At 37.3% G+C, this 14,131-nt stretch carries 12 protein-coding genes; 10 read left to right on the top strand and 2 right to left on the bottom strand.

Going from position 1 to position 14,131, the window contains the following annotated elements:
• Window positions 1-84: 84 nt before the first annotated feature.
• The 3 genes from JM84_RS08430 to JM84_RS08440 are packed head-to-tail and all read left to right on the top strand — an operon-like array spanning window position 85 to window position 2,543.
• Complete coding sequence (locus JM84_RS08430) at window positions 85-1,443, top strand: DEAD/DEAH box helicase (protein WP_013752450.1); 1,359 nt, start codon at window positions 85-87, stop codon at window positions 1,441-1,443.
• 8 nt (window positions 1,444-1,451) lie between these two features.
• Window positions 1,452-2,243: a subclass B1 metallo-beta-lactamase gene (gene bla / locus JM84_RS08435; protein WP_013752449.1), complete on the top strand. Its 792-nt coding sequence runs from the start codon at window positions 1,452-1,454 to the stop codon at window positions 2,241-2,243.
• A 45-nt stretch (window positions 2,244-2,288) separates the two neighbouring features.
• Entirely contained in the window at window positions 2,289-2,543 is a 255-nt protein-coding gene (locus JM84_RS08440) for a CDGSH iron-sulfur domain-containing protein (protein ID WP_013752448.1), read from the top strand.
• Between the two features lie 78 nt (window positions 2,544-2,621).
• On the opposite strand, the gene JM84_RS08445 is transcribed toward JM84_RS08440, so the two are convergent.
• Together JM84_RS08445 and JM84_RS08450 are read right to left on the bottom strand one after the other, a co-directional pair.
• Entirely contained in the window at window positions 2,622-4,037 is a 1,416-nt protein-coding gene (locus JM84_RS08445) for a CCA tRNA nucleotidyltransferase (protein WP_013752447.1), read from the bottom strand.
• 126 nt (window positions 4,038-4,163) lie between these two features.
• Window positions 4,164-4,724: an L-threonylcarbamoyladenylate synthase gene (locus JM84_RS08450; protein WP_013752446.1), complete on the bottom strand. Its 561-nt coding sequence runs from the start codon at window positions 4,722-4,724 to the stop codon at window positions 4,164-4,166.
• Between the two features lie 204 nt (window positions 4,725-4,928).
• Here JM84_RS08450 and JM84_RS08455 point away from each other — a divergent pair, with 204 nt between their 5' ends.
• The 7 genes from JM84_RS08455 (at window position 4,929) to JM84_RS08485 (ending at window position 14,087) form a co-directional block, all read left to right on the top strand.
• Window positions 4,929-5,684, top strand: coding sequence for a Kdo domain containing protein (locus tag JM84_RS08455; RefSeq protein ID WP_144783734.1), 756 nt, complete (start codon window positions 4,929-4,931; stop codon window positions 5,682-5,684).
• A 136-nt stretch (window positions 5,685-5,820) separates the two neighbouring features.
• Window positions 5,821-7,104 (top strand): DEAD/DEAH box helicase, encoded by a 1,284-nt coding sequence (locus tag JM84_RS08460; protein WP_144783736.1) that lies wholly within the window; start codon window positions 5,821-5,823, stop codon window positions 7,102-7,104.
• A 183-nt stretch (window positions 7,105-7,287) separates the two neighbouring features.
• Complete coding sequence (locus JM84_RS08465; RefSeq protein WP_013752443.1) at window positions 7,288-7,755, top strand: heme-binding domain-containing protein; 468 nt, start codon at window positions 7,288-7,290, stop codon at window positions 7,753-7,755.
• A 128-nt stretch (window positions 7,756-7,883) separates the two neighbouring features.
• A complete protein-coding gene (locus JM84_RS08470; protein ID WP_013752442.1) occupies window positions 7,884-9,092 on the top strand; it encodes a DUF4856 domain-containing protein in 1,209 nt (402 codons plus the stop codon).
• A gap of 67 nt (window positions 9,093-9,159) precedes the next feature.
• Complete coding sequence (locus JM84_RS08475; RefSeq protein WP_013752441.1) at window positions 9,160-10,281, top strand: imelysin family protein; 1,122 nt, start codon at window positions 9,160-9,162, stop codon at window positions 10,279-10,281.
• A gap of 7 nt (window positions 10,282-10,288) precedes the next feature.
• The gene (locus tag JM84_RS08480; protein WP_013752440.1) at window positions 10,289-11,668 is read left to right on the top strand and encodes an HTTM domain-containing protein; all 1,380 of its coding nucleotides are present in this window, start codon (window positions 10,289-10,291) and stop codon (window positions 11,666-11,668) included.
• Entirely contained in the window at window positions 11,649-14,087 is a 2,439-nt protein-coding gene (locus tag JM84_RS08485) for a TonB-dependent receptor (protein ID WP_041295739.1), read from the top strand. The genes JM84_RS08480 and JM84_RS08485 overlap by 20 nt, the downstream gene beginning before the upstream one ends.
• The last annotated feature ends 44 nt before the right edge of the window (window positions 14,088-14,131 follow it).

Here is a 14,131-nt window from a genome sequence, read left to right on the forward strand (position 1 = left end):
CCCACAAATGATATACTTTTAAGCGATAATACGCTCTAAAGTACTGTCAATCTTTAAAAAAGAGGTATTTTCGCGTTTATAGCTATGACTTTTAAAGACCTCAATCTCGATAAATTTTTGTGGAATGCCCTAGACGATATGGGATTCACTCAACCTACTCCTATACAGGTGGATGCACTCGCTCCAGTTATGTCTGGTGGAGATGTGGTTGGGATTGCACAAACTGGTACGGGTAAAACCTACGCGTATTTACTTCCTATACTTAGAACACTACCATATTCTCGCCAAGAGAATCCGCGTGTGCTTATCCTTGTCCCTACAAGAGAATTAGTGCTGCAAGTGGTAAGTGAGTTAGAAAAGCTTACAACGTACATAGATGTGCGCGTGGCTGGTGTATATGGAGGAGCAAATATTAATACTCAAAAAGCACTTATTGCTCAAGGGCAAGATATTGTGGTTGCTACTCCAGGAAGGCTTTATGACCTTGCGGTGAGTAGAGTATTACAACTCAAGAGTATCCAGAAAGTGGTGATTGATGAGGTAGATGTGATGCTTGATCTAGGTTTTAGACCGCAGCTCATGAATATTTTTGATATTCTACCTAAGCGTCGCCAGCATATCATGTTTAGTGCAACGATGACAGAAGATGTGGATGCACTTATAAAAGATTTCTTTAGCACACCTCAATTTATTAGGGTTGCAAAAAGTGGTACACCGCTAGAAAATATCACGCAGATAGGTTATAAAATGCCTAACTTTTATACAAAGGTAAATTTCCTTTTAGAAGAACTTGCTTTCTCAAAGAAGTACCCAAAAACTCTATTATTTGTGCGTGATAAACGCATGGCAGACAGACTTTATTTAAAATTAGAAGAAGCATTTCCGGGTGATGTAGATCTTATACACTCAAATAAAACGCAAAACTACCGTATCAATAGTATCAATGCATTTGCAAAAGGGAAGGTACGTATGATGGTAGCTACAGATGTAATGGCACGTGGTCTTGATATAGATGATATTACACATGTAATCAACATTAACACTCCACGTTTTCCAGAAAATTACCTGCACAGAATAGGTCGTACAGGTCGTGCTCAAAAAGAAGGAGTTTCTATTGTGTTAAGTACTCCAGAAGAGGATGAATATCTAGCAGAAATCGAAGCATTAATGGGAGTAAAGGTTGCTATTCAACCGCTGCCAGAAGATGTTGCGATTTCTAAGGAACTTACTCCAGAGGAACGCCCAGAAGCAAAAGAAATTTTTAATCCGCATCGATGGAATAAAAATGATGACGATGCTCCGGGGCCAGCTTTTCATGATAAAAGTGAAAAGAACTCTAAGGTCAATTTAGGTGGTGCTTATAGAAGGGAAATAGCCCAAAAATATAAGAAACCTAAGACTAGGGGAGATAAGAACTACAACAAAAGAAATAAACGTAAATAAGTAAAGAAATGTGTCGACTACTACAGATGTTAGGGATCTGTCTAGCCGTACTACTATTAAACTCCTGTTTTGATAATAGTAAGTATGATCCAGAACCATATGTAAGATCCTTGGAGATCATAAAATTATCAGAGCAAGACTACGTGCATGTATCTTACCTAAAAGATAGTTATGGTGGTTATATTCCTTGCAATGGTTACATACGAGTAGAAGGAAGCGAAGCTTTTATTTTTGACACACCTCTTAACGATACACTTTCTGAACAGCTTATCACATTTGTACAAGAAGACCTAAAGGCAACTATAAAAGGGGTGCAAGTGAGTCACTCTCATATAGATGGTGCTGGTGGTATTAACGCTTTCGCGAAAGCAAAAATACCCACTTACGCTTCTGCCAAAACAGCAGCATTACTAGCCAAAGATTCTCTAGCTATTAGTAATCCTTTCTCACAAAAAGACAGCATACAGATAGCCGAAAATTTTATTGTAATGGAGTATCTAGGACCTGCTCACAGTGATGATAATTCTATTGCATACATACCAGCATCAGATATTTTATTAGGTGGTTGTATGATCAAGCCGCTAGATGGAACAAAAGGAAATCTTGCAGATGCAAATCTCGATGAGTGGGCAAACACGGTAACTACTTTACAAAATCGTTATCCAAATGTCTTACAAGTGATTCCTGGACATGGTGGTAGAGGAGATAAAGAGTTACTTGACTATACAATTGGTATGTTCCAGAAGAGTAGTGAAGTAATAGGCGATAACGAAGAGACAGTTGAAGTCGCTACAAATTAAAAATATAAATCATCACCACTCTTTGAGGTGATTATCAAATAAATTATGGAAGACAATAAAAAGGTAGCAGGTATTGCACCAATAGCAGTAGAGCTAGAAGAAGGAAAGAAATATTCATGGTGCACTTGTGGTCACTCTGAGAAGCAACCTTTTTGCGACGGAGGACACAAAGCAGCAGAAAGTACGCCTAGCTTACGTTTTGAAGCAGAAAAGACAGGGACAGCATACTTATGTAACTGTAAGATGACAAAGAATCCACCATACTGTGATGGAAGTCACAAGACGTGTGAAATAGGATAAACTTAACTAACTGTTATTAAAAAGCCCTTAGTATATCTACGATATGCTAAGGGCTTTTTAGTTGAATGAAAACCTTCTCTATTTAATGAGTTTTATGTCTTTTGCTTTTTTGATCATAAAAGCAATGGCAGCTTCCTTTTCGTTAGGGATTTCACCTTCTAAGATAGCTTCTTTAATTGCTTCCTTAAGTATCCCTATCTCACGACCTGGTTTAAGATTAAAAGCTTCCATGATTTCCTCTCCAGAAACTGGCGGCTGAAAGTTGCGCACGTGGTCACGCTCTTCAACCTCTTTCATTTTCTCACGTACTACTTTAAAATTGTTGTGGTATCTCTTAAAGCGTTTTGGGTTTTTGGTAGTGATGTCTGCCTCACATAGTGTCATGAGATCTTCAATATGATCTCCTGCGTCAAAAATGAGTCTTCGTACAGCGCTATCTGTAACATGATCTTCTGAGATAACGATAGGTCGCGAACTCATAAGTACCATTTTTTGGACAAATTTCATTTTGTCATTTAATGGCATTTTCAGGCGTTTAAATAATTTGTAAACCATTTTTGAGCCTACAAACTCGTGCCCATGAAAGGTCCAGCCCACCTTTTTTGAAAACTTCTTTGTTGGCGCTTTACCTATGTCATGTAACAATGCAGCCCAGCGTAACCAGAGATCATCAGTATGTTCGGAGATGTTATCTACCACTTCAAGGGTGTGGTAAAAGTTGTCTTTATGCTTTTGCCCCTCAATCTCATCTATGCCTTTTAACGCCATAAGCTCCGGTAAGATATATGGGAGTAGTCCTGTTTTTTCCAGCAGTAAAAAACCTTTAGAAGGAGTAGGGCTCAACATTATTTTATTAAGCTCATCTACAATGCGCTCGTTTGTAATAATCTTAATGCGCTCTGCATTTTTAGTGATAGACTCAAGCGACGTGCGCTCAATCATGAAGTCTAGCTGTGAAGCAAAACGGATTGCACGCATCATACGAAGTGGATCGTCACTGTATGTGATATCTGGATCTAAGGGCGTTCTTATAATCTTACGTTCAAGATCGCTTATTCCATTAAAGGGATCAATCACATCGCCATAACCGTTATCATTAAGTTTAATAGCTAGTGCGTTTATAGTAAAGTCACGACGGTTTTGGTCATCTTCTAGTGTGCCATCTTCTACTACGGGATTACGACTTTCTGTAGCATAAGATTCTTTACGGGCACCTACAAACTCAATATCCATATTACCAGAACGTAACATAGCAGTACCGTATGTTTTAAATACTTGTACTTTAGGCTTGTTCGGTAAAATTTGCGATACTTTACGAGCAAGTGCAATACCACTACCCACAGCTACAACATCAATATCTTTTACTTCTTTATTACGTTTTAAAAGGTAATCGCGTACAAATCCACCTATAACGTAGGTTTCTAGTTCGAGTGCATCTGCGGCATTAGAAATATTGTTAAAGATAGGAAGGGAGAGTGCGTTCTTTAGATTCATTACTAGAATTTAAATAGAGGTAAAGGTGTGGATTTGGCACATTTTCGCGAAAGCGAGATCATGCCAAGCATATTTTTATAAAAATAGAGATAGGCTTACTTAATTAAAAGTAGGTACTTAAATGAATTATTCTCTAATGATGGTTACTTTACCATCTTCTGTAAGTTTTATAATTGCGCTAGGTTTAGTTGATGTGCGATCACGATCTAAATTCACTACATAATCTACACCGTCTATAATTTCTTGAGAAATCTCACTAAAACTTTGAGGGGTAGGCTTTCCAGTTATATTTGCGCTTGTAGAAACGATAGGTTTTCTAAACTTTTTAAGTAAAAAGTTACAAAACTGATTGCGACACACTCTAAAGGCAGTGCTGTTATCTGGTGCAATCACATTAGTCGCTATACGTATAGGATCATCATAGATGATTGTAGTAGGTTTTGCAGCATATTTGAGTATGTCATAAGCTACCTCAGGAATATTTTCAATGTACTGGTTAAGCATTTTAAAATCACTTACAAGACAGATAAGAGATTTACTCTCTGCGCGCTTTTTAAGTGCATATACTTTATCTACGGCATCTGGGTTTGTAGCATCACAACCTATTCCCCATACAGTATCTGTAGGGTAAAGAATAAGGCCACCTCTTTTTAAAACGGCTAGTGCTGCGTCGTGTTCTTGTTTCATCAAATAAATTTAACTGCAAAAATAACCTATTCTTTTTTTATTAGTATACTCTAAGGCACTTTGTAAAGGGAAGGATAGCAATTTTATATATTTGCGGGATATAATGTATTGATGTTTTATAGTAAGCGACTGTAATCGTAAGAGCGACTTCTTATGAATTTCTAACGCAACGACATTAATTACCATCTTAACTAACTCATATCTGTGAACATAGTTTTCTCTAAAAATTTTAAGGGTGATACAAAAGCAATCGAGCAATGTATTACAGATTTTGATACTTCCGGTAAGAAGTTTGATGAGCGCAAGCGCAATTCTTTAAAGCTTTTTGAAGTAGGAGGAAGCGTGATTAATGTGAAGTCCTTTAAGGTGCCTAATCTTATTAATAGATTAGCTTATAGGTATTTACGTAGCTCAAAAGCAGCAAGATCTTTTGAGTATGCTCATAAACTTTTAGAAAACGGTATTCTTACACCACAGCCCATTGCTTATTTTGAGGAAGAAGGAATGTTATTTGGACAAAGTTTTTACGTGAGTAGTCATCTTAACTATGACCTTACGTATAGAGAACTATGTGAAGTATCTCCTTACTTAGGAAATAAAGATATACTAAGTGCTTTTGCAAGGTTTACATATAATTTACATGAAAAGGGAATACATTTCCTTGATCACTCCTTAGGTAATACCTTAATTGTAATTACTGACAAAGGCTATGATTTTTACCTAGTAGATCTTAATAGGATGAAATTTGGCCCTATGGATTTTGAAACTCGCATGAATAACTTTGCGCGATTATCTCCACGTCCTGAGGATATTGCAGTGATGGCTAGTGCTTATGCTGCAGAGAGTGGTGATAATGAGAAAAAAGTATTTGATACTATGCTAGCAGGAGTACAAAAATTTCAAAAAGCTTTTTATAAAAAGAAACAACTTAAAAAGAAATTAAAATTCTGGAAACAGTAGTAAAAGCAGTAAGTAATCACTTGAAAATCCATTAAGTCACAACACTTTGCTAATAGCGGAGTAAGTAATTAAATAAGCCCTACCTTCGCGCCTTTAAGGAAGTGACTACATTTAGGTCATTTCACAAAACCTTTATATGTCATTTAAATCTTTAGGGCTCTCTGATGCCCTGCTCAAAGCTGTGAGCGAAAAAGGCTATACAACGCCATCACCTATTCAACAAAAAGCAATTCCAGAAGTACTCAAAGGCAAAGATGTCCTTGCGAGTGCACAAACAGGAACAGGAAAAACCGCAGGATTCACACTGCCTATGATCCATAGGCTTATAAATAACCCAAAACAAGGACGCCGTAAGATAAGAGCACTTGTGCTTACACCTACAAGAGAGCTTGCTGCTCAAATACAAGAGAATGTATTAGAGTACAGTAAGTACGTAGATATAAAATCTATGGTGATTTTTGGAGGAGTAAACCAAAACCCACAAGTACGCACCTTACGTCAAGGAGTAGATATTCTAGTTGCCACTCCTGGTAGATTATTAGATTTACAAAACCAAGGTTTATTAAGCCTTTCTGATGTAGAGTTTTTAGTACTTGATGAAGCAGACCGTATGCTTGATATGGGCTTTATACATGATATAAAGAAAGTATTAAAAATGGTTCCGGCGAAAAGGCAGAACCTCCTTTTTAGTGCAACCTTTAATACAGATATTAAGAAGTTTGCAAGTAGCATTCTTACTAATCCTGTATTAGTAGAAGTAACACCAGAAAACACTACTGCAGAGAAAGTAGATCAAAAATCGTATAGAGTAGATAAGTCTCGTAAAACAGAAATGCTTATCAAATTTATAAGAGAAGGAAACTGGGATCAAGTGCTGGTGTTCACAAGAACTAAGCACGGTGCAAACAGACTTTCTCAAAAATTAGAGAAAGACGGAATCTCATCTGCAGCAATACACGGTAATAAAACACAAAACGCAAGAGTAAAAGCACTTGCTGGTTTTAAGAGTGGAAAAGTTCGCGTACTTGTAGCAACAGACATTGCTGCTCGTGGACTTGATATCCCATTATTACCTTATGTGATTAACTATGAGCTTCCTAATGTGCCAGAAGATTATGTACACCGTATAGGTCGTACTGGTAGGGCAGGAGCAAGTGGTCAAGCAATATCACTAGTAGGAGTGGATGAGGTAGATTATGTAAGAGGGATAGAAAAGCTATTAGGAGAAAAGCTACATAGCGAAGTATTAGAAGGTTTTCAGCCAACAGATACGCTAGCGCAGATCAAAAAAGAAGCTGCCGAAAATAAAGCAAGACACCAGCAAGGTCGTCGTAACTCTGGTAACAGTGGAGGACGAGGGAAAAGTGCTGGAGGAAGTAAAAGTTCTGATAGTAGAAACAAAAACTCAAGAAGACGTTAATAGTTTTCTTTAATAAATATGAAACCTCTTATCTGTATGGATAAGGGGTTTTTTTTATGCTTTCGCGAAAGCGTATGTTAAGTAAACTTTATTATCCTTAAACTTATTTAGAATAATTAAAGATAAGGTTGTCTCTTTTTCAACTACGTATTATTTTTGCCGCATAATACAAACAACCATATTATGAAGATTCTTCGATATTTTTTGATCATAGCACTTATTGCGCTTGTAGTTATTCAATTTATTAGACCAGATAAGCAAGAAGGTAATTATCTCGCTATAGATGCATTTGAAACAGAAACTAATATGCCTGCAGAGGTGAGAGCGATATTCAGCAACAATTGTTATGATTGTCATAGTGGTGTAACTACATATCCTTGGTATGCAGATATTGCACCTTTATCTTATTGGGTAAACGATCATATTGAAGATGGTAAAAGACATTTTGATGTAGAAGAGTGGAATAACTATTCCCTCAAGAAAAAAGACCATAAACTAGATGAGCTCATAGAAGAAGTTGAAGAGGGAGAAATGCCTCTAAAATCATATACACTGCTTCATGGAGACTTATCTGACGAAGAAAAAGAGCTTTTAGAAAACTGGGCAAAAGAAGCTCGAGCCCAGATACAGAGCGAGATGGTTGTGCAATAAAAACAGCAAAAATTAATTTTAACACATTCTTATTCTTATTTATTCTAAATAAGCTTGCTAGAACGAGAAATGACTATTATTTTTGCCGTCGTAAACAAATTTACTATTTATATTAAGTCTAAATAAAAATGAAAAACTTCTTACCAATAGCACTAGCAATTACGACAATCGCCTTTACATCTTGTGAAGATGACGATAGCCCAGTAATCGAACAAGAAATTGAAGTAGTTGCACCAGCAACTTATTCTTTTGAAAGAAATGGAGAAAGCACTGTAAGCTTCTCAGGACAAACAACACGCATCGCAATGGCACAAGAAATTGTGAGCGAGATGAGTGATTTTGATAATGCTTCTATAGCATCATTAACAGACATGTTTGCAAATGAGAATAACCCTTTTGAGGATGCAGATTTAAATGCGTCTGATAAGAGTGTAAAAAGTAAAGTAGCTGCTTCTACAGATTACTTTTCTACAAATGCAGCAGCCTCTGCTGAAATCAAAGCATATATAGAGTCACACTTCACAACACAGATAAACGAAGTATTTCCAGCTCAAAATACACAAGCTTCTATAGGTGTTGCTGGTCAAATAGCAGATGGAGAAAGCACTCGTTATGTAGCAGCAAATGGTTTGGAATATAACCAAATTGTTGCAAAGAGTCTTATAGGTGCACTAATGGTTGATCAAATGCTTAACAATTACTTAGGTACAAACGTACTAGACGCTGGTACAAACATAGCAGATAATGATGCAGATGTTCTTGTAGAGGGTAAAGTATACACAGATATGGAGCACAAGTGGGATGAGGCTTTTGGTTACCTTTTTGGCAACAGTGCAGATCCAGCAAATGCAAATGCTACTATAGGTTCTGATGATTTCTTCTTAAACAGATATTTAGGTCGTGTAGAAGGAGATGAAGACTTTGCAGGTATTGCTCAAGATGTTTTTGATGCTTTTAAACTAGGTCGTGCAGCAATCGTTGCAAAGGATTACGAATTAAGAGATGAGCAAGCAGAAATCTTAAGAACAAAAATCTCTGAGGTAGTAGGGATTCGTGCAGTTTACTACTTACAACAAGGTAAAAATGCTATAGAGGCAGGTAATTTTGGAACTGCATTTCATGATCTATCAGAAGGTTTTGGATTTGTATATAGCTTACAATTTACACGTAACCCTGATACAGATGCACCATACTTATCTAGAGAAGAAGTACAAGGAATCGTAAGCCAACTAACAGCTGGTAACGGACTTTGGGAAGTTACACCAGCAACTCTTGATTTAATATCAACTACGATAACAGATCGTTTTGACTTCACATTAGAGCAAGCAGGAAGCTAATAAGAAATAACACCTACTCACAGGGAGCCCATTGGCTCCCTTTTGGTGGAAAAAAGAAGAATTAACTATGAAAAAGATTTTTGGAATTATAGCAATTGCTTTGTTCTTTTATGCATGTGGTAGTGATGATACAACCATTACAACAGACGATAGTGGAACAGGAAACACAGGTAACTTTGATCGTAGCGCGATGCTTACTAATTGGGCAGATAATATTATTGTGCCAGGTTATGTAGACTTTAATGCAAAGGTAAATACACTAGAAAGCGCAACAGCAGCATTTACTGCAGATGCTAGTGACCTAACCGCAGTGCGTGCCGCATGGTTAGACGCTTATACAACATGGCAACGAGTTTCTATTTTTGAAATAGGCCCAGCCGAAACGGTTAACCTACGTCTTAACGTAAACATTTACCCAGCAAATGTTACTACCATAGAGAGTAACATTGATAATGGTTCTTATGATTTTGGACTATCATCTAACCGCTCTGCCAAAGGTTTTCCAGCAATTGATTACTTATTATACGGTTTAGGAGCAGACGAGACTGCGATTCTTGCAGTTTATAATGGAGCAGAAGGAGCTGCTTACAAGCAATATCTTAATGATGTAGTTGCAGATATGAAGCAACTTACAGTATCAGTATTAAGCGAGTGGCAAGGTTCTTACAGAGCTGCATTTATAGAAAACGATGGAGCTTCGGCGACGGCGTCTACAGATCGTTTTGTAAATGATTACATATTCTATTACGAGAAGTTCTTACGTGCTGGTAAAATGGGAATTCCTGGAGGCGTATTTTCTGGTAATGTAGAAGTTGGCAATCTAGAAGCACTGTATGCAGGCAACCTTTCTAAAGAATTATTTTTAGTAGGTCTAGATGCAACTCAAGACTTCTTTAATGGAAAAGCATATAATACAAATGCTCAAGGCGAAAGCTTATCATCTTATCTTGATGAACTTAATGCAATAAAAGACGGCGTAGATCTAAATGAGATCATAAACTCGCAATTTGATGTTGCACGTGCTTCGGTAAGTGCATTGGGAAGTTTTGAAAGCGAACTTTCTCAAAATCCTCCTTCGACATTTTTAGAGTCTTATAATGAAGTACAACGCCTTGTACCACTTCTTAAAGTAGATATGGTAAGCGCAATGAGCATTAGTATTGATTTTGCAGATGCAGACGGAGATTAGATCTTAGATGATACAGCAAGTCAAAAGATATTTAAATACACAAAGAGAGGCCGCACCACTAGCGGTCTTTCGTGTGTCTTTTGGATTGCTCATGCTAGCCAGTCTCATCAGATTCTGGAGTCACGGGTGGATTGAGAAATTCTATATTGCACCATCCTTCCATTTTACATTTTATGGTTTTGAGTGGGTGCGTCCTTTCGAGAATTATACCTACTTGTTATTTGCGATATGTGCGTTAAGTACGATCATGATAACCATAGGTTATAAATACCGTCTGGCAATTATCATATTCTTTTTGAGCTTCACATATATAGAGCTCATGGATAAAACCATGTATCTCAATCACTATTACTTCATCAGCATGCTTAGCTTCTTGATGATTTTTATACCTGCTGGTTCTTATTTTTCGATTGATGCATTACAGCTTTCGCGAAAGCGTGCAGCTACACCCATCCAGTTTGTGCCTCGCTGGACAATAGATAGTATCAAACTACTGCTGGGGATAGTGTATGTATATGCAGGACTAGCAAAGCTTAATAGTGACTGGCTTGTAAAGGCCATGCCGCTTAAAATTTGGTTGCCTTCTAAATTTGATATTCCGTTTATAGGTGATTTGTTGGGTCAAGAATGGGTGCATTATGCCTTTAGTTGGTTTGGAGCGGGATATGATTTGTTGATTCCTTTTTTCTTGCTCTGGCGTAAGTCGAGGCCTTTTGCATTTATCATGGTCATCATTTTCCATGTGCTTACACGAGTGTTGTTTCCTATCGGGATGTTTCCGTATGTGATGATAGTGAGCGCGTTGATTTTCTTTGATGTAGGTTTTCATAAAAAGATTATTTATGCTTTCGCGAAAGCGGTAAAATATCCACAACAGTTATTAGAAACTACACAGCATTATGCGCCTAGAAACCTTAATCTAGCAAAGGCTTCTATAGTTATTGTAGCGATATTTTTTACAGTCCAACTACTATTGCCATGGCGTTACCTAGCGTATCCTGGGGAGTTATTCTGGACAGAAGAGGGCTATAGATTCTCATGGAGAGTGATGCTCATGGAGAAATCTGGCTATGCACAATTTAAAATAGTAGATGGCGTAAGCGGAAAGCGATTTTATGTAGATAATACAGATTTCTTAACTCCACTACAAGAAAAGCAAATGAGCTTCCAGCCAGACTTTATTTTAGAATATGCTCACTATCTTCGCGACCATTTTGAGGGTCAGGGTCACCAAGAGGTAGAAGTCTACGTGGAGTCTTATGTTGCTCTTAATGGAAGGTTGAGTACCACATATATTGATCCCAAAGCGGATCTCGCGCAAATAGAAGATTCTTTTGCTCATAAAAATTGGATTATACCATTTACAGATGAAATTAAAGGTTTATAATACGTTGTTATTGATTTTATGTGCGCTTTCTATGAGTGCACAATTTACATTTTCAGGTAAAGTAACAGACGCTACAGGTGCGGGTATTGCTGAGGTTGAGGTATATGTGCGTCAGGCAAATATGGTCGTTACTACAGATGCTTCTGGAGCGTTTACATTTGATAATGTGACATCTGGAAGCTACGCGGTAGTTGTTTTTGGCTTTGCTTATGAGCTTGTAGAAGATCAAGTTTCAATTACCAATAATGTTACTAAGAATTATACTCTTCAAGAGCTAGGGGAATCACTTTCTGAAGTGGTGCTTACAAGCCGTCGTGAGAAGATTTTTGCTTTACGCTCACTTAAAAAAGTAGAGGGAACAGCAATTTATGCTGGTAAAAAGAGTGAAGTAGTACTTGTAGACCAACTTACGGCAAACCTAGCTACAAATGCACCTAGACAGATTTATAGTCAGGTAGTAGGACTCAACATTTATGAAAATGGAGATGCTGGATTGCAACTCAACATTGGAGGAAGAGGATTAGACCCTAACCGTTCTGCCAACTTTAATATTAGACAGAATAACTATGATATAAGTGCAGACGTTCTTGGATATCCAGAGAGTTACTACACGCCACCGGCAGAGGCTCTTAAAGAAATTCAAGTAGTACGTGGAGCAGCATCATTGCAATATGGAACACAGTTTGGCGGATTGATAAATTTCAAATTTAGAGAGCCAGTAAAAGACAAAAAAATAGAATTGATATCAAGACAGACAGCAGGTTCTTATGGGTTGCTTACCTCGTTTAATAGTTTAAGTGGTACGGTAGGGAAATTCAGTTATTACACTTATTTCAATTACAAAGAAGGAGATGGCTGGAGACCTAACTCTCAGTTTAATAGCCGTAATTACTTTGCGCACGCAGCATACCAGCTTAGTGAGAATACTAAAATAATAGGAGAATTGACCCTGTTTAATTATTTAGCAAAGCAGGCTGGAGGTCTTACAGATGCTCAATTTATAGAGGATCCTAACTTTAGTAATCGTGATCGCAATTGGTTTGATGTAGACTGGAAAGTATATTCTTTACGCCTTGATCACGCCTTTAGTGATAAAACAGATTTTAGCTTAAACGTGTTTGGTCTAGACGCACAACGTAGTGCCGTAGGTTTTAGAACAAACAGAGTGTCACAGCCAGATGATCTAGAAGAACCTAGAGAACTTCTAGTGGATAACTTTACAAACTGGGGTGCAGAAGCACGCTTGCTTACGAGATATAAGATAGGAGAGAAGGATGCTGTTTTCTTAATAGGAAGTAAATATTATGACGCAAGTAATAGTCAGCAGCAAGGACCTGGAACTACGGCTGCAGATGCAGATTTTAGTTTTGCTACAGCGCAGTTTCCTAATTATGAGCGTCAAGCTGAATTTGATTTTCCTAATAGAAACCTAGCTATTTTTGGAGAAAACATCTTTAATGTTACAGATAGACTTTCTATAACTCCAGGTTTTAGATATGAGCAAATCAAAACAGAGAGTGCAGGTTCTTTTAATAATGTAGTGGTTGACCTAGCGGGTAATTTACTTGTAAATGAGGATATAGCAGATAATAGAGTTTTTGACCGTGATTTTTTACTGTTAGGTGCAGGCGTAACATATGATCTATCTCCAGCAGTTGAATTGTACGGGAACTTTAGCCAGAATTATCGTTCTGTTACATTTAATGATATTAGAATTACAAATCCATCATTTGTAGTTGATGAGAATATAACTGATGAGGAGGGATTTACTGTAGACTTAGGAGCTAGAGGACGCATAGATAATAAGTTTGCTTATGATTTTAGTTTGTTTGGTGTGCGATATGATGACCGACTAGGAGAAGTGTTATTTGTAGACTCAGATAATAGTATAAAAAGACGTCGTGGCAACATAGGAGATGCATTTATTTACGGTTTAGAATTTTTTACAGATTGGAATATAAAAAACACATTTTTTGAAGAACAATCAGATTATAAACTTAAGCTCTTTACAAACCTAGCGCTTACAAGTTCAGAATATTTAAACTCTGATAGAAATGGTGTAGAGGGTAATGAAGTAGAGTTTATTCCAGATATAAACTTTAAAACTGGAGTGAATTTTGGATATAAAAATTTTACAGGAAGTGTACAATACACATACCTTACAGAACAATTTACAGACGCATCAAATGCTCCACAAGACGTAAATGATAATCAACGTGGTATAGAGGGGACAATCCCTTCATACGGAGTACTAGATATTTCGGCGGCATATACTTGGAAGCGTTTCAAATTAGAGGCTGGATTAAATAATGCGCTAGATGAGTCTTACTTCACGAGACGTGCTACAGGATATCCTGGCCCTGGGATTATACCAGCAGAGCCGGTTACTTTTTATACGACGCTACAGATTAAAATATAGCAATAGAGTTTTACTCAAAGACAAAGCCATCTCATAAACTTATG

The sequence above is a fragment of the Dokdonia sp. Hel_I_63 genome (genome assembly GCF_007827285.1).
Classification (GTDB): domain Bacteria; phylum Bacteroidota; class Bacteroidia; order Flavobacteriales; family Flavobacteriaceae; genus Dokdonia.